Source organism: Flavobacterium branchiarum (genome assembly GCF_030409845.1).
GTDB lineage: Bacteria > Bacteroidota > Bacteroidia > Flavobacteriales > Flavobacteriaceae > Flavobacterium > Flavobacterium branchiarum.
Window position 1 is genome coordinate 1570928 of the sequence record NZ_JAUFQQ010000003.1, and the last position, 17675, is coordinate 1588602.

A 17675-nucleotide genomic window follows, 5' to 3' on the forward strand; every position below is an offset into this window, starting at 1 on the left:
TAATCTCGAATAACTTGACGATGTGTCCAGTTGATCAAACTGAATTTAGATTATTTTTTTTCTAAAAATTCTGTTAGTATTTGTGTACAATACCATTCTTGGCGAGGCAAATGAAATGGTCCTTTATATAAGTTTCCTTTAGCAGTTTGAGCAATACTTCCGTCTCTGTGTAAATAGCCAAACCACTCTCCGTTTTGTTTGTCAAGGAATTTACTATAAGAATAATCATGAATCATTTTATGCCATTTGGCGTATTTTTCATCTCCAGTCATAGTATAAGCCAGCAAGGTTGCTATGATTACTTCATTATGAGGCCACCAGAACTTCATGTCTTGCCAATATTCCTGAACGGGTTTACCATATACATCACAGAAATACATAATTCCACCATGTTCTTTATCCCATCCGCGTTCCCACATATAATCTAACATTTTGCAACCTAGCGCTATTAAATGTGGATCGTTGTTTCTGTATTTTGCTTCGTGTAAAATGAACCAAGCACCTTCTATGGCGTGTCCTGGATTCAGCGTACGTCCGTCGATATGGTCTATTATAGAACCATCAGGAGCTACTTGTTCCATGACACATTTGATATCATCTTTTACAAAATCACGTTCAATTTCGGCTATCCATTTGCTAATCCATTCATCACAGCGAGGATCACCAATGGTTTCTCTTAGTTGTTGTGCCGTGTTTATCATAATCATCGCTGATCCAATTCCTTTTGATGGACGAACGTCTGTATATTTAGGTTCTAATATACCTGGCGTAGTAGCATATTTAATGCATTGTCCGAATAGGTTACGTGCCATTTCTGCTACTGCTTCGTCATTACTTGCTTTTGCATAAGCACTCATGGCAATTACAGCAAAGGTTTCCGAAAAATAATAACGGCGTTTACGAATCGGTTTTCCATCACGTGTTACATGAAAGAACATTCTTCCATCAGTATCGAAACAATATTTGTTTAAGAAATCGATACCAGATTTTGCTCCATCCAACCATTCTTTTTTAGGTTCAACCGTATTGTAAAGTGTAGCAAGCATCCAAGCCGCTCGACCTTGAAACCAAACCGATTTATCATCATCGATTAATTCGCCCATTTGGTCGCGCATTAATAAATAGCCTCCGTATTTTGTGTCTATCGAATGAGGAAACCAAAATGGTATCGTATCATTTAATAGTTGATTTTGATAAAAATCTTTTAAGTGTAACAGATCATTTTTTGAATAGCTCATTTTATATATTTTTTATGCTTAGTGTTTTGTATTATCTAAGCGTTATTTTTTTATTTTTTTAATCTTTCCTCTTACATCTTTCCTCTTTCCTCTTTCCTCTTTTCTCTTTTCTCTTTTTTCTTCTCTCACATCTTTCTTCTTTACTCTTTGCTCTTTACTCTCAGATCTTCACATCAGAATCTATTTCGAGTTGAAAAGTGGAGCATGGTAAATTAGCTTCATTAATCAAATTTGCTTTTGTGTATGGTTTGTATGCGTATAGAATTTTTTTTATTTTTTCGTTTTTGGGAATCTCAATTTGAACCTGATCTTTTATGATTATTGCTTTAGTTTCAATGCGAATTCCTTTGTCGGTTACCAATTCAAACCCAATTAATTCTTTTTTGTCTGCAGTAGATAATTGCTTGGTATTCGAAAAAGCCACTATAATGTGATCTGAATTTTTAGTTGCTTTTAAAGCAGATGGACCATTAGCATTAATATTTTTTCCATAAGTATATTGTAAAGCTAAAAGTGCCAAACGTTCACCAATTTGTTTTTTATTAATAGGATGTACATTGATGGAATCTCCGTAATCCATACTGATTGCCATTTTGCTATTTGGAATTTCCTTTTGTAATTTGTTCTGCATTTCTCTAAATGAAGGCCACGTAGGGCGGTCGATACTAGATAGCTGCACGTAATAAAAGGGAAGGGAAGTTCCCCATGCTTTGCGCCAACTTTGTACTAATGTTGGCATTAAGTGTTGGTATAATTCAACATTGTGCGCATTGCTTTCTCCTTGATACCAAAGAATTCCTTTTATTGGAAATGTTGTGAAATTTGCTACGCCCGCTTCATAATTATAACTAGGAGAGTAGGGATGACGTTGTTTAGGGTTTGTGGCATTTTTTAAATTCACATCAGCTCGTGATCTAACCCAAGGCATAATAAAATCTGACTTGCGCCAGTTGGTTAATAAGTCAACTACTTTATCATCATGTTCTAAGGTATATCTGTCTATCCAAGATTCTATCGGTGATCCACCTACAGCAACTTGTATTAAACCTATTGGCACATTTTCTTCGCGAATGATTTGCTGACCAAAATAATAGGCTATTGCCGAAAAGTTTTTGGCACTTATAGAATCACTGATTGCCCATTTTCCAGAAAAGTATTTTAATTGATTGGTCTTTGCTAATGTAATTGAATCCCAAGGTGTGTCTTCCGTTTCTTGAAGGACTTCAAAATTGAATAAACGAAGTGTTTTATTATCGATTGCTTTTTTTACTTCGGCAGTTCCATTTTCAGATTTTTCTAATGGGAATGCCATGTTAGATTGTCCGGAGCAAAACCAAACATCACCGATTAGAATATTATTTAGCGTTATTTTTTTTCCGTTAGATGCAACCTTTATCTGATGTGTGCCACCAGATTTCATTGCTGGGAATACCGTTTCCCATTTTCCATATTGATTTGTAGTAGCAACTTCAGTGTGGTTATTAAAAGTTATTTCTACTTTGTCACCACCATTGGCATTGCCATAAATAACTATTGGCTGGTTGCGTTGCAAAACCATATTGTCTGTAAAAACAGGAGCGAGTTTTAATCCGCTATAATCTTGCGTAATATTTTCATAAACAGTTTGTGCTAGAATTGTTGCACCTTCTGTAGTTGGGTGTAAAGCGTCTGGAAAAAGTTCTGGACGATTGTATAGTTTTTCGTGTAGGTTAATCAGGTTTACCTTATTAGCAATAGCAATTTCTTCGATATGTTCTTGAATTTGCCAAAACCAATCTCTAGTTCCTGATTTAAATCGGGGATGCTCATTAAATATCGGTGTCATGCGACAGATATATAATTTTACTTTTGGATTTTGTTTTTTTAAAGTATCTAATAACCAAGAATAATCGGCGTTGAAATCTTCTTTGTAATTAGGCCAATTTCTCGGGTCGGTATCATTTAATCCTAAATGAATAATAGCAATATCTGGGCTATACGAAATTGCCTCCGCACATGCTGCCGTTTTAAAATAAGGAGTGCTTCCTTTCTTTAATAGAGTTGCTCCACTGTGTCCAAAGTTTTTGACTTCATATTTTTTACCCATCAAAACTTGTAGTTGTGAGGGATAAGATTGTGTGGTAGGATTGGCTAAAAGATATCCTGCAGTTACCGAATCGCCAATACACGCAATTTTTACAATTGCTTGTTGGGCAATGATTTCAAAGGTTGAAATCATTGAAATAAGGAATATGTAAAAAAATAGATATCGTTTTTTTGTATTCATTTTTTCTCAGCTATTTTTAAAAATAAGGCATAATATAGGCTGGGCAGAACGCAAGGCTCCGCCCTAGCTTATAAAAAACAAAAGCCAACTAATTTTATAAAATTTAAAAATGTGGGGTGAACTAACTACTGCTATGCATCGACAAAATCATTGACTTTGGGACGAAGAAAACTTATTTGGACTATTAAAGCTACCAAAACTACTCCAGCCATTAATGCAAAACCTAAACCTAAAGTTCCTGTATCGGCAGATTTACCTAACATTGAAGTTACTAATGCGCCACATCCAACTCCGGTCATGTTTAGCACTCCATAGGCTGTTGCTCGATATTTGGACGAAACAAACTGACAAATGATTGGCATATTATTAGCATCAAACATTCCGTAACCAACACCAAAACATAATACTGCTCCCACTACGTGAAAGAGTGAATCTCCAAAACCAATTAGCATTAATGCCGGAATGGTTAAACTCAAACCAATTGCACTTGTGTAAACCCTGCCTTTAATATTTTTTTGTACCCATTTGTCAGATAAGATTCCTCCAAAAATAACTCCTAATAAAGAGGAGAACGAAATTGAAATTGTTGCCAATGGGCCAGCTTGATCCATTGAAATTCCTAAGTTATCAGAGAATAGGGTAGGTAACCAGTTTTTGGTTGCCCAGCCTGGTAAACTAATTATGGCAAAATAAAATAAGATTACCCAAAAGGAGATATTGGTAAACAATAATGCTAAGCCTTTAAATAGCGTTTGTTCTCCTGTTTTTTTATTTGTTTTTATTACTTCCGAAACTTTTTTCTCACTTAACAGAAAAACCAAAATAAAAGAATAAACGATTCCTATAATTCCAAAATGGTGAAAGGTAGAATGCCAAGAATATTTTGCAGCGATAGTAGCGCCAAAACCACCTAATGCCGATCCTACATAAAGTCCCGTCATGTGAATACCAATGGCTAATGATCTTGTTTTTTGCTGATGATAATCGGCAATTAATGATAAACCTGCAGGTATATATAAGGCTTCGCTAACTCCCATAAGTGCTCTTAACCAATAAACCTGATTGTAGGTTGTTGCATAGCCCATTGCGTAGGTTACTGCTGACCAAACAAATAAACTGCCTATAATTAACCATTTACGGTTTAATTTGTCAGCAATGATACCTGATATTGGACTCATTAAAGCATAAATCCAAAGGAATATAGCCATTAAGCGTCCGAAATTTTCACCCGAAACAAGTTCAGGAATATCAGCTTCCATCGATGGTCTCATGGTAGCCAGCATTTGCCTATCCATGTAGTTTAGTAATGCTACAATCCATAGCAACGCTACTATTACCCAAGGATAATATTTAGAGTTTTTCATATTTTGATATACTTTAAAATCTTTAGTCTTTTAGTTTTTTTAGTCTTTTTTTTAACACATAGAGACATAGTTTTTGCTAGTGGCTATCAGGCGTTTCACTTATAAATAAAACGCATAGCCCTATGTGAGAATATATATATTCTTCAATAAACTTTAATTATTAATTCTATTTTGATAGCTATTGGAACTATGTTTCTATGTGTTAAATTATTTTCAGCCAGAGCTTAGTATTATTTTTATAATTCATGTTTATTTTTGATACACAGATTTATATTTTTTCACTGGTGGTTAATCAGGTGTTTTACTTATAAATAAAACGGAAAGCACTATGTTTTAAATTGTTTTCAGTCAAAGCTATTTCACTGTTCCCAACATTACATCTGGTGTACGTACCCCAGGCTTTATTTCTCCATTGGATAAAACAATTTTATCATCCCAGATTGTTGCTGTTGTTGTTACTTGGGCAAGAAATGGTAATTCACCAATTTTTGACCATTTATCAGTATGCGTGTTGTACAACAAGATGGCATTGTAGAAACCGTTGTGTGTTGTATTTAATTTGTTTTTTTCTGCGATAAGTCTTGCTTTTTCTTCATCTGAATCGCTTTTAGCAATTTGCGATAAGTACGTTTCTATTTTATGGAAAGTTTTTCCGTTATCTCCACCAACGATTAAAATAGATTCATTTCCTATTGCTACTCCAGCACCAGCCGAAAAGTTGGTTGTGTTTTCTCCATCAGATATATTGGCGCGATTTTCCCAGATTTGTTTTTTTAAGTTAAATGCAAAAGTGGTATTGTGTAAATCACTTATACCAGATGGTGTTTTTGTTCTTCCGCCTACTATATATATATTCTTTCCGTTTTTGTCATTTTGTACAACTGCAACAGAGTTTGCAAGAGGTATTGGTAATTTTGGCAATGCTTTCCATTCAGGGTTAGCTTTGTTTAAATCAATACTGAAAACTAAATCTGAAGATTGTTTTGCTTCATCACCACCTATTGCATAAACTACATTATCGATGTGGGTAAGGGCAATATTGGTAACTGCTATTGGATAATTAGGTAAAGATTTAATTTCTACTTCGTTTTTATTGGCATTCCAATTTAAAATATATGCCTTATTCGAAAGTCCATTTTCATTTTCACCACCCACATAAACTACTCCTAAGTTGGTAGCAGTATTTCCAGAATAAGCTATTGGTTCAGGTAATGTTGTTAGTACGTTTTTATTCCAAGCGTATTGATCTCCTGTTTTCTGTAATACATGGATTTCTTTTGAATAATGTTTTTTTCCACCTTCCCAAGGCATCTTATCTTGAAAGTTTGCGCCACCACTAACAAGTAGGGCACCGTTGCTAATACCGTTTATTGGTCCTGCAAACCCCAACGAAAGACTCCCATCTGCATTTAGCAACTGCGCCGCTCTTTTCCATTCGACTTGAGATATATTTGTTTTTTGAGAAAAAGCAACCGTTGTTGACATAATAAAAGAGATAAGGATTATTGAAAAAATGGATTTAGACATAGCGCTTGTTTAAAAAACTAACTAGGATTATTTTGATTTAAATTCATTGAAGTTCAAACTGTCAACGTCTTTTTTAAATAATTCAAATTGTTCAGCTGACATGTTTTTAACTGGTAATCTAAACTCGCCTAAATTATGACCTACTAATTTCATGTATGCTTTACCTACTGAGATCCCACCATATTTACCTAATAAGCGAATCATATTGATAGATTTTTGTTGTAAAACACGTGCTTTAACCAAATCATTGGTATTAAACGCATCAATTAAATCGTAGTATAAAGGAGCAGCATAGTTAAATGTACTTCCTACAGCACCTTTGGCACCTAATACTAATGCAGATAGCATGTTTTCATCACGTCCCCAAAGCATGTCGAATTTTCCATTTTCATAACTCATACAACTTTGGAAATCCATAAAGTCTTCATGTGTATATTTTACACCAGCAAAATTTGGAAGCTTACCATCTAATGCTCTTACTAAATCGAACATCGCTACATTAACCCCAGTTAATACTGGAATATGATAGTAGTAAAAAGGCATATTTGGAACACTTTTACCTACTTCAATACAAGCTTCTGCTAGCATATCAACATTGGCAGGTTTAAAATAAAAAGGAGCTGTTAATGAAACGGCGTACAAACCTATTTCGTAAGCATGTTTAGCTAAATCGATACAATCACTTAAACAAGTACCTCCAAGAAAAACCATTACTTTAAAATCGGCATCATGATTAGAACAGTCAGCCCAAGCTTGTGCTACTGCTTTTTTTTCTTCTAATGTAATCGAAACACCTTCTCCTGTTGAACCATTGATAAATGCACCAGTAATTTTATTTTGCTTTAAAAAAGTATAATAAGCTGGGATAAGGCTAACGTCTAATTTTCCATCGCTGTTAAATGGGGTAAAAGGTGCTGAAATAAGACCTTGTAAGTGTTCGATTTTCATGAGATTATTTTTTTAATTATTGGTGTCTTTTGTTTTATTAGACTGGGAACGGTTAAATTCCCAGTCATTTTTTAAAATTTAGTTCTTAGAATTTATTTACTAAGTGGATTTTGTACAATTTTCGGATTGAAATTGATGGTATTTTGAGATATAGGAAATAAAACTTCTTTATTAGCTGTCATCGATGGTACTAGGCTTGTTTTATTAAAACGAACTAAATCCCACCATGCTTTTCCTTCAAAAGCCAATTCTTTTAAACGCTCATTTAAAATAGCATCATCATTTGCAGTTTGTGAACCGTTTGCAAATGAAGCTGAAGGATTAGCTCTTTGCATTACAAGATTCATTTCTGTTGTTGGATCTTGACCTAAAGCATTTTTAATTTCAGCTTTCATTAATAAAATGTCTGCCCAACGGTATATGATAATATCGCTTACAAATCTTCTAAGTGTACCATCAACAGTTCCATTGTATTTTACCAAACCTGTTACTACTGGCGTAGCTCCGTTGTAAAGAGTTAAATAAGTAGCATTTTTTCTAGTATCACTAGAAGCAAAGTTAAATCTTGTAATATCTGGTTGTACTCTTGAGATACCTGCATTTCCAGCACCAGTTCCTAAAGTTCCAAAAGTAGCTATTGCTGTTGCAGCTGTTAAAGGAGCAAAATCACTTGGACCGATAAACATAAATGAATTCCAGTTGTCTGATAAATTTGAAGGTAAATCTGCTAGAGAATAACGAACTGCAAATAATACTTCTGCATTTCCTTTTTTGTCGTAAGCAAAAACATCTTTAAAATTAGGTAATAATGATAGAGTGTTTGGTATTGCATTCACTGCTGCTAAAGCAGTATTTAAATCTGCTGCACCACCATTTAATTGTTTAGCTGTCCATAAATTCACATCCGCTTTAAGCGCATATGCAGATGGAAGCGAAAGTTGTATTTTATTATTGGTTGCATCTGGAAAATTTGCAATTGCTGCTTCGATATCAGATTTAATAAATGCAAATGTTTCTTGTATTGTATTACGTGGAATGATGTATTCTGACTGATTTGTATTTTCAGTTGGTTTAGTAACAATTGGCACACCTCCCCAAGAACGAGCCATAATAAAATATGCCATTGCACGCATCGTGTACGCTTGTGCAATATATCTTTTTTGCTCGTTTACTGTTGATGGGCTAAATTGAATTCCAGGAACATATTTAAGAACCAAATTCGCCTGATGAACTACCGTGTATAAACCTGCCCAGTCTACATCTATCGTTGCAGGAGTTAGTGTGTTATTGTAGTAGAAAGCCAAATTTAAAGGCGATTGCACACCCGAAGTTATTTCGGCACTTCTGGCTCCACCCAATAAATAATACGTTTGTTGGGTTTGCGTTCTAAAATTAACGTACATACCGTTTACACCAGCTTTGGCATCGTCTTCTGTTTTCCAGAAATTGTCTGAGGTGATAACACTTTCAGATTTTAAGTCTAAATCATCTTGACATGAGTTAAATAGAGAAAGACTAGAAAAAAGTATTGTGTATAAAAGAATTTTCTTTTTCATGATTTTAGTATTAAAATTTACAAAGCGATATTTAAACCAAGTATAATATTTCTAGGAACTGGATAAGTACCTGTAGAGCCAGCCGCATTAAGTCCTAAACTAGAACCTCCATCGATACCTTGTACTTCTGGGCTTAAACCGCTATATTTAGTAAAGTAGTATAAGTTGCTTCCTGTTAAGTAAACACGTACTGATGTTAATCTCGCTTTTTCAACAAGTGTTTTCGGAAGGTTGTAACTAACTGTAATTTCTCTTAAGCATAGGTAATCTCCACTTTCGTAGTAACGGCTATTTCCTTGAAACATGTTAGTATTGTAAGCAGCTCCTCCCGCTTCAGAACGGAATAAGTTATTTTGATTAGTTTGATCTGCCCAACGGTAGCGAGGTACATCTGTAATGTCACCTTCTTTTTGCCAAGACTGACCGCTTTCTGCTAATAATCCGTAGTTACCTTGAAATTGTCCTAAGAAACGTGCTCTTGCTTCGTTGTAAATTGTAGCTCCTAATGAATAATCTGTTCTTACTGCAATTGAGAATCCTTTGTAACTTGCGTCGAAGTTAAATCCACCCACAAATTTAGGGAACATATTACCCATGTACTTTCTGTCTCTACTATCAATAACACCATTGTTATCAGTATCTTCAAATACAGCATCTCCAGCAAATTTCTTACCAGTAGGGTTGTTTCCACCTGCTGTTTTAGTTACATAAGTATCATGAACTTTCGCATTGTATGCATCAGCTTCCGCTTGAGTAGAAAGGATATATAATTGTTTGTGAGCATAGAAATCTCCAATTTTTTGTCCTTCTTGTAATCCTCCAACAAATTTGTAAGTACCACTAGCAGCATCCCAAATTTCAGTTCCACCAATTCTATTGTTTGTATTTCCGTTGAAAGGCAATTTTTCAATAACGTTTTTATTGTGTGATACGTTTGCTCCAACATTAATTTTTAAATCATTTCTGTTGTAAACATTTGCAATAACTTCTAATTCGAAACCTTTACTTCTTAATCCTCCAAGATTAGTTAATACAGTAGAGAAACCACTATTAGAAGGAAGAGTCAAGTTCGTTAATAAATCAGATGTTAGTTTGTTGTAGAAATCTCCAATAACTCTAATTCTATCTTCATTCAATCCTAAATCAAAACCACCATTTACAGTTTGTGATTGTTCCCATTTTAATCCTGGATTAGCAATTTGTGAATTCACAATTGCCGATTGTCCGTTGTAGCTATTAGGAAGTCCGTTTGTAGTACCGGAGTATAATCCTCCTGCTTGAAAATCGCCTAGTGTACCTAAGTTACCATTCACACCATAACTTCCACGAAGTTTAAGTGAAGAAACAAATTTTGGTGCAACTTTACCCCAGAATTGTTCTTCTTGAATATTCCATCCTGCAGAGATTCCAGGAAAGAAACCATATTTATTATCAGGTCCTAAACTTGATGAACCATCATAACGGAAAGATGCTGTTGCAAAATACCTGCTTTTGTAATCATAATTTACACGACCAAAAACACTATTTAAAACCAGTTTTGTGTTGTTACTAAAAACAGAAACCGGAATAGGAGAAGAGTCTAAAGTTTGCGCTAAATCTGATGGGCTTCCTTTTCCAGATGCATTAAAAGATTTTATTGATCTATCGTATTTTGAAACTCCTAATTTAGCATCAAAATCCCCAATAGTTTCTAATGATTTATTATAAGACAAAACCCCTTCGTATTGAAATTGTGATATTTGATTACTTAATCTAGTAGCTGTACGAGTATTATCTACTAAACCATTATTACCACTTAAGAAGGCTTGTTGAAATGTATTATCGTTTTCGTTCTCACTGTAAAGCGACATAGATGGTGTGAAAGTTAAATCTTTCGTGATTTTTAAATCACCATCAACACTCATTTGTAATTTATTGTTTTCGTTTATTCCTTTTACTTTCCCCATTTGATACAATGGATTTCCGTTGATGTTATTTTGCCCAGGAGCAAGAGTTCCATCTTCTAAGTATAATTTTGTAGTAGGAGCATTTCCTAAATATCTGTTGAAAACAACGCTATTAGCCACAACTTGATTGTTACTAGATTTAGCATATAAAACGCGACCATTAATTGTGAAATTATCTGCTACTTTTAAAGAGGCATTTAATTTACTTGTAAATCTTTGGTATCCAGTAAATATAGTAATACCGTCGCCTTTTAAATACCCTAAGCTTAAGTCAAATACTCCAGTGTCTCCACCACCACTAAAACCAAGGTTGTGATTTTGAGTAATTGCATTTTGGAATAATACATCGTTCCAATTGGTGCTTTTGTACATAATTGTATTACTAGCATTAAGAGGATCTTGTATTTCTTGCCATCCTTTTGCTTGCAATTGTCCAATTGTTTCTGGCGTTAAGTTAGATTTTAATAAAGTAGCAAACGGAGTATTATTTTGTAGGTTGTTACCAGTTCCAGCAGGAGTTGCACCAGTTAGTTGACCTAATCTAGCTACACCAGTTGTTGTGTTTAGTCCAGCAATTTCTGCAGCATTGTATAAACCTAAACGTTGTAATCTGATGTACTCACCACCATCCATGAAATCGTATTTTTTACCGATTTGGCTATTTTGGGTAGATACATTGTAGGTAATTTTAAATTTACCGGCTTTACCAGTAGTAGTTGTAATAATGATAACCCCATTAGAAGCTCTTGCTCCGTAGATTGATGTTGCAGCCGCATCTTTTAGTACCTGAAGCGAAGCAATATCTGCAGAGTTGATATCGTCAATTTGAGTACGAATAACTCCATCTACTATATATAAAGGAGTAGCTCCAGATGGATTATCGATTGATGTACCTCCACGAACTAAAATATTTGATGCCTTACCAGGTTGTCCAGATGAAGTACGAACAACTAAACCAGTAACATTTCCTTGTAATGATTGTGTAACGTTTGAATACGGTACATTTTCTAAAACTTTTTTGTCTAGTTTAGAAACGGCAGTACTTAAAGTTCTTCTGTTCTGTGAACCATATCCTACCACAATAACCTCATTCATTTGTTCACCTACTTCTTTAAGAACAATAGTAAGTGATGAAGAACTAATAGCTACTTCTTGATCCTGAAGACCAATATAAGATACAATTAATGTAGTGGCATTGTCTGGTACTTCAAAAACGAAACTACCATCAAAATTGGTTTGTGTGCTAATATTAGTTCCTTTAACAACAATATTTACACCAGGCAAAGCTTCTCCTTTTTCATTGGTTACAGTTCCTGAAACCTTTTTTTGAATTGGATTTAATTTAGTAGTTACATTTTTTTCTGATACCGAAATAGTTTTTGAAGATACTGTAGCCGACGCCTCTTGTGCATTTATGGCGAGCAGAAAAATAGACGTTAATTTCATAACATCTACGAACTTAGATGTAAGTCTAAAATTTTTAGGCTTACTTTTTGGTAATAAATTCATACTTTTGTAATGGTTAGTTAGTAATAATTTTCCTTCGTGGTTTATTTATTTGATTTCTAATCGTAATTCTTTTTGTTAAGAATCTCAGCCAGCAATGTTTTCTCGACCTGCTGGCTTTTTTTATAGATCACAAATGAATCTTTTTTAAAAGGGTGTTTCCTTTTTATTTATGTCTCTTATTGTTACTGTTCTTCAAACTTCCTTTAATTTGATGAACACACTTTTGATTATTTTTTTTCAAGATAGTATCTTTCCCATAATAATATATGTCGAACTAAATTTTGATTTAGTTGGCATACTATTTTAGGAGTTATCCTTTTTTTGATGTTAAATTATTTTATAAACTATTCTTCTCTTTGGTTTAATCAGAGAGGATTATAAATGAGAAGTATAAATAAAGATTGTTGTATCTATTACATAGAATATCTTCCCATAATTTATTATCATGGTGTAAATATATAAATATATTTAATAATAGATATGTAATTATTAAATTTTTTTAATAATTAAAAGAAGAAGTGAAATTTAATTGTTAATTAAAGGAGATAACATCTTTTCTTTAATTACGCAACATGCCCCAATTACGCCAGCTCGACGGCCTAAATTAGATTTTTTAAGCTTCATATCTCGGTTAACTAAACCTAGAGAATATTTTTTTAATGCAGATTGAATTGGTAAAAGTGCATAGTCGCCTAATTGTGCAAAATCGCCACCTATTACTAATAAGTCAGGATTAAAGATATTAAGTAATATAGATAAGTAACGACCCATTTTTTCGCTTTGCTTTGTAATTAGATCGATACAAAGAGTATCTTCTAGGTTTACAGCACCAGTAATAATAGCGTTGTGTTGTAGGGCAGGAGCAATATCATCGAGAATTACCTTCGATTGTTTCCCATCTTTTATAGCTTCTTTAAATTGATTTATTAATGACCAACCTGAGATTTCAGTTTCTAAACAGCCTAGTTTTCCACATTGGCACATTATATCATTATCAAAAATGGTACTATGTCCAAATTCACCTGAATAACCTGATTTACCATAGTATAATTTACCTTCGGTAATAATACCAATTGCAACTCCCCAGCTATAATTTACAAATATGATGTTTTGTTCATCATCTACAACTCCCTCGCAATATTCACCAAAGGTCATGGCTCGTGTGTCATTCTCTAAATGAACAGGCAAGTCTAACTGTTCCGAAATGATTTCAGTTAAAGGTCTGTTTTCGCTAAAAAAGTAATTATAACTAAACCCTTCCATTGAGTTAATACGCCCAGAGAAGTTAATACATGCTCCTACAATCATCTTTTTTTCTACCGAACTGTCTTCTATAAATGAATTGATTAGATTGCAAAACTTTACTAATGATTGTTGGGTGTTTTCTAAAACAAAAGATGTTCTTAGATCGATACTAACGAGTTCGTTTTTTATGTTTTGCAAACCAATTGACATACCCGAAATACTAACTTCTACACCTAAAAAGTAGGCGCAAGTAGGATTGATACTGTATAATGAAGGTCGTCTTCCGCCACTATTGGTAATTTTACCCATATCGACAACATATCCTTCTACTAATAATTCGTTTACAGCTTTGGTCACTGTAGGAACACTCGATTGTAATTCAGCACTTAATTCAGCAATAGTTGCATTACCTTCAGATAGTAATCGCTTTGTAATTGCCTGTCTTAGCATATGCCATTTTTGTCCAGAAAGGCTTTTGTCTTTGCTAATGTCTAATAAGTCTTTTAAATTCATCGTAGTGCTATTTATATTCAGAGATGTATTACAAACTTAATCTAATTTTTAAACAATGAAGAGAATTTGAATTTCAATATTAAAATATTTTTTTATTTGGAGGTATATTTTAAATAAATAGCATTAATAGTATTGGGTTAGTAAATAGTAGAACCCATGTATGATTTTAAAATTATATTATCTATTGGTGTATTGATATCGTAATTCTTTCTAGAACCAGTTGCTGTGGAAGAACATTAATATCTAAAAAAATGAATTTATTGGTTAAAAGAAGAAAGTAGAAATTTCATTAAATGCGTTTTAAAAAATAGTATGCGGTTTAGGTCATAAATATAAAAAACACTAAACATATTTAGTCTAAATTATTAGGTTGTAATAGCATAATTTACGATATAAAATACTTAATTATATCTTCTTAAAAAGTATTTAGTGCGTAATTGCTTGCTAAATGAATCAGAAATTAAATGGCAAATCAAATTGATTTTTATCTTTTTATAAGTTATTTGTTTTTGTTTAATTATTTGATTTGTAGTGGTTAATGGTTTGTTTTTGTCTATTTTATTTGTAACAGGAATCTGTTTAAAGTAAGTTTGAAACTTTTTTTTTTGAATTCAATTCCTATTTTTGTTTCATCACAATTTATTAAAATGAAATTACTCTTAGTAGAAGACGAACCGAATCTTTTATCCATTTTACGAAAAGGCTTTGCCGAAAACAACAACGATGTGAGTGTTGCTCTTGATGGAAAAACGGCCTTAGAAATGATAAATAATTATGATTTTGATGTTGTTGTTTTAGACATAATGCTACCAGATATAAACGGAATAGAAATTTGCAGGAGATTACGAGCAAGTAAAAATTTTGTTCCAATATTGCTTTTAACTGCCCTTGGAACTTCCGAAAATATTATTACTGGACTAAATGCTGGTGCCGATGATTATTTAGTGAAGCCATTTAAATTTGGAGAACTAGATGCGCGAGTAAATGCACTATTCAGGAGAGCAAGCCAAGAAACAGATAAACTAGATACCATTACAATAAGTGATTTAGAGATTAATGGTAGAGCTAAGACAGTAAAAAGGGAAGGACAACTACTCGTCTTGACCGCAAAGGAATTTAAACTATTATATTATCTCGCTAAAAACAGCGGAACTATTGTATCTCGCGGACAAATTCTGGACAATGTTTGGGATATTAATTTTGATATGAATACCAATGTCGTAGATGTTTACATTACCTATTTAAGAAAAAAAGTAGACAAACCTTTCAATAGTAAACTAATTCATACTATAAAAGGATTAGGTTACACTATTAAATCATAATAATGAATATTAGAAAAAAAATCACGTTTACTTATGTTGCACTTTCAACGTTTAGCGCTCTATTGTTGTGTATTGTTATTTTTTTCCTATTTCGGGCAAATAACCAATACTATTTTTTAAAACGCTTAGAGGACAGAGCTAAAATCATTGCTTCAATTCATTTTCAAAAGGATTTGGAAAAAATGAAATATTACAGTGAACTTAAAAAAAACGGTCTTGAAGAGTTGATTGAAGAGGAAGAATTTGTTTTAAAAGTTAATAGTGCAAGTAGTTTTGAATACAATACTAATCTTAATCTGCCAAATAAGTTTTACAACAAAATTTTTAAAACGGGAAGAAGTTGGTTTGAAGTAGGTAATAAATATTACCTAGGGCAACTTTTTGAAGAACAAGGTCAAAGATATATTGTAATCGTTTCTGCTAGAGATAAGAAAGGGGAGTCTACGATGATTTATATTGTGAAGATAATGCTTTTAGGGGGAATATGTTTTGTGATTTTAACCTATTTCTTAGGCCGTTTTTTGGCTAAACGTGTTATTAACCCTGTGGCGAGAATTACCAAAGAAGTAAAAAGGATTAGTGCTTCTAATCTTCATAATAGATTGCCAGATATTAAGAACTCTGATGAAATCTCAGATCTTACAGCCACATTCAATGATATGCTAGACAGGCTTGAAACATCATTTGAAATACAAACTAACTTCATTAATAATGCTTCTCATGAATTAAAAACTCCGATAACGACCATTATTGCAGAGTCGGAGATTATGCTTCTTAAAGAGAGAGAGCCTCAAGAATACATGCAATCTTTAGGGAATATCTACAATCAAGCATCTCGATTAGGAAACTTAACGGAGAGTTTATTAAAACTTACTCAAACTGGTTATGACGGGAAAAAACAGGTTCTTGACATTACCCGAATTGATGAACTGTTACTGACTGTAAAATCTGATTTAGATAAAATTTTTCCAGATAACAGAGTTAGTATTAAGCTAAATTTTGCTCCTAAAGATTCCAATCTTCTATTAATACCGTGTAATAGACCTTTGCTAGAACTAGCCATAAATAATATTATTACAAATGGGGTAAAATATTCAGATAATAATGAAGTCTTTGTTGCACTCACAGCAAATGAAGAGGCTATTAAAATTACGATTAATGATATTGGTATTGGTATTCCACCAGAAGATATTCCGCATTTATATGAACCCTTTTTTAGAGGTAAAATTGCTGCAAAATATATCGGTTATGGCTTAGGGCTTCCATTGGCGATGAAAATCATCCGTATGCATGGAGGAGAGTTGCAAGTTCAGTCTGAACAAAATAAGGGCACAATGGTTACTATTATCTTTAAAAAATGCAACATTAAAAATTCTAATGTTAATTCTTAGGAAGTTCTAATTTTATCTTAGGGAAGTTATAATGTTGGACCAGTTATTTTGTAAGTATAAATCAAACAAAAATTATACTTATGAAAAATTTTCTAATTCCGACCACTTTAAAAGAAGATACAATTGATGCCGTAAGATTGGCTATTTATCAAGCAAGAGAAAGCAAAAGTGAAATTATCTTAATGATTCTTTCAGAAATTCCAGAGACCTATTCAGCATCAAGTTTTTTAAGAACTATGAGAGTTAGTTTAACTAAAACTCAAGAAGATGTTTTAGATGTATGCAGACAAATTATTGCAGCTTCGGGCAATTGTAAAATTAAAATCCATAATCAGTATGGAATAACTTCACCAATTTTTAAGGGAATCATTACGACTTTCTCTATAAAGTTACTTGTCGTTCCGCATTCTTATAAACAAGAAACCAAAAAAATACATCATTATCTAATGCAATTGGCAGGAAATCAAAAATGTCCAATATTGCATTTGGGTTCAGAACCTTGTAAAGATGGTTTTTATAAAGCATTGTACATTGAAAATGAACAACAAAATCTTCACGTAAAAGACGTTCAGGAATTTATTAGCAATAATTTTTCATTTGAAATTGTTAGTCAGACTAAAAATTTTGATGATAATTACGAAGAGTTTGCTCCTCAATTAATGAAAGAGATAGCTAGAAATAATATCGATTTATTAGTTCAAACTCGAAAGCCGGAGAGAATTAAATTCAATAAAACTAAAAATGAGACTATTAACGACTTATTTGGACTCCCAGTTTTATCACTTTATGAAGAGTTAGCATAATTAATTCTTTTGAAAACAAGTTTAATTTAATTCCTGTAAACACATGC

11 protein-coding genes are annotated in these 17675 nt (G+C 33.1%); 3 read left to right on the forward strand and 8 right to left on the reverse strand.

What is annotated here, in order from left to right; translation table 11 throughout:
• Nucleotides 1-50: 50 nt before the first annotated feature.
• The 8 genes from QWY99_RS07615 to QWY99_RS07650 all read right to left on the reverse strand — a co-directional run bounded on the left by QWY99_RS07615 (nt 51) and on the right by QWY99_RS07650 (nt 14112).
• Nucleotides 51-1238, reverse strand: a complete 1188-nt coding sequence (locus tag QWY99_RS07615; protein ID WP_290263355.1) for an AGE family epimerase/isomerase — start codon at nt 1236-1238, stop codon at nt 51-53.
• A gap of 160 nt (nt 1239-1398) precedes the next feature.
• A complete protein-coding gene (locus QWY99_RS07620) occupies nt 1399-3504 on the reverse strand; it encodes a GDSL-type esterase/lipase family protein (RefSeq protein WP_290263357.1) in 2106 nt (701 codons plus the stop codon).
• A gap of 131 nt (nt 3505-3635) precedes the next feature.
• A complete protein-coding gene (locus tag QWY99_RS07625) occupies nt 3636-4868 on the reverse strand; it encodes an MFS transporter (protein ID WP_290263359.1) in 1233 nt (410 codons plus the stop codon).
• A gap of 354 nt (nt 4869-5222) precedes the next feature.
• Nucleotides 5223-6395: a Kelch repeat-containing protein gene (locus tag QWY99_RS07630; protein WP_290263361.1), complete on the reverse strand. Its 1173-nt coding sequence runs from the start codon at nt 6393-6395 to the stop codon at nt 5223-5225.
• A 27-nt stretch (nt 6396-6422) separates the two neighbouring features.
• Nucleotides 6423-7343, reverse strand: a complete 921-nt coding sequence (locus QWY99_RS07635; protein WP_290263363.1) for a dihydrodipicolinate synthase family protein — start codon at nt 7341-7343, stop codon at nt 6423-6425.
• 92 nt (nt 7344-7435) lie between these two features.
• The gene (locus QWY99_RS07640; protein WP_290263366.1) at nt 7436-8899 is read right to left on the reverse strand and encodes a RagB/SusD family nutrient uptake outer membrane protein; all 1464 of its coding nucleotides are present in this window, start codon (nt 8897-8899) and stop codon (nt 7436-7438) included.
• Between the two features lie 17 nt (nt 8900-8916).
• Nucleotides 8917-12354 carry a SusC/RagA family TonB-linked outer membrane protein gene (locus tag QWY99_RS07645; RefSeq protein ID WP_290263368.1) on the reverse strand — a complete coding sequence of 1146 codons (3438 nt, stop codon included), beginning with the start codon at nt 12352-12354 and terminating at the stop codon, nt 8917-8919.
• A gap of 525 nt (nt 12355-12879) precedes the next feature.
• On the reverse strand, nt 12880-14112 hold the full coding sequence (locus QWY99_RS07650; protein ID WP_290263370.1) for an ROK family transcriptional regulator: 1233 nt from the start codon (nt 14110-14112) through the stop codon (nt 12880-12882).
• A gap of 647 nt (nt 14113-14759) precedes the next feature.
• Between QWY99_RS07650 and QWY99_RS07655 the strand changes: the two genes are divergently transcribed.
• The 3 genes from QWY99_RS07655 to QWY99_RS07665 all read left to right on the forward strand — a co-directional run bounded on the left by QWY99_RS07655 (nt 14760) and on the right by QWY99_RS07665 (nt 17628).
• Nucleotides 14760-15434, forward strand: coding sequence for a response regulator transcription factor (locus QWY99_RS07655; RefSeq protein ID WP_290263373.1), 675 nt, complete (start codon nt 14760-14762; stop codon nt 15432-15434).
• A 182-nt stretch (nt 15435-15616) separates the two neighbouring features.
• Nucleotides 15617-16825 carry a HAMP domain-containing sensor histidine kinase gene (locus tag QWY99_RS07660; protein WP_290263375.1) on the forward strand — a complete coding sequence of 403 codons (1209 nt, stop codon included), beginning with the start codon at nt 15617-15619 and terminating at the stop codon, nt 16823-16825.
• A gap of 80 nt (nt 16826-16905) precedes the next feature.
• A complete protein-coding gene (locus QWY99_RS07665; RefSeq protein WP_290263377.1) occupies nt 16906-17628 on the forward strand; it encodes a hypothetical protein in 723 nt (240 codons plus the stop codon).
• The last annotated feature ends 47 nt before the right edge of the window (nt 17629-17675 follow it).

Coding starts and splice junctions, on each gene's coding strand:
- QWY99_RS07615 (WP_290263355.1), bottom strand. CDS start 1,238: ATGAGCTATTCAAAAAATGATCTGTTACACTTAAAAGATTTTTATCAA.
- QWY99_RS07620 (WP_290263357.1), bottom strand. CDS start 3,504: ATGAATACAAAAAAACGATATCTATTTTTTTACATATTCCTTATTTCA.
- QWY99_RS07625 (WP_290263359.1), bottom strand. CDS start 4,868: ATGAAAAACTCTAAATATTATCCTTGGGTAATAGTAGCGTTGCTATGG.
- QWY99_RS07630 (WP_290263361.1), bottom strand. CDS start 6,395: ATGTCTAAATCCATTTTTTCAATAATCCTTATCTCTTTTATTATGTCA.
- QWY99_RS07635 (WP_290263363.1), bottom strand. CDS start 7,343: ATGAAAATCGAACACTTACAAGGTCTTATTTCAGCACCTTTTACCCCA.
- QWY99_RS07640 (WP_290263366.1), bottom strand. CDS start 8,899: ATGAAAAAGAAAATTCTTTTATACACAATACTTTTTTCTAGTCTTTCT.
- QWY99_RS07645 (WP_290263368.1), bottom strand. CDS start 12,354: ATGAATTTATTACCAAAAAGTAAGCCTAAAAATTTTAGACTTACATCT.
- QWY99_RS07650 (WP_290263370.1), bottom strand. CDS start 14,112: ATGAATTTAAAAGACTTATTAGACATTAGCAAAGACAAAAGCCTTTCT.
- QWY99_RS07655 (WP_290263373.1), top strand. CDS start 14,760: ATGAAATTACTCTTAGTAGAAGACGAACCGAATCTTTTATCCATTTTA.
- QWY99_RS07660 (WP_290263375.1), top strand. CDS start 15,617: ATGAAATATTACAGTGAACTTAAAAAAAACGGTCTTGAAGAGTTGATT.
- QWY99_RS07665 (WP_290263377.1), top strand. CDS start 16,906: ATGAAAAATTTTCTAATTCCGACCACTTTAAAAGAAGATACAATTGAT.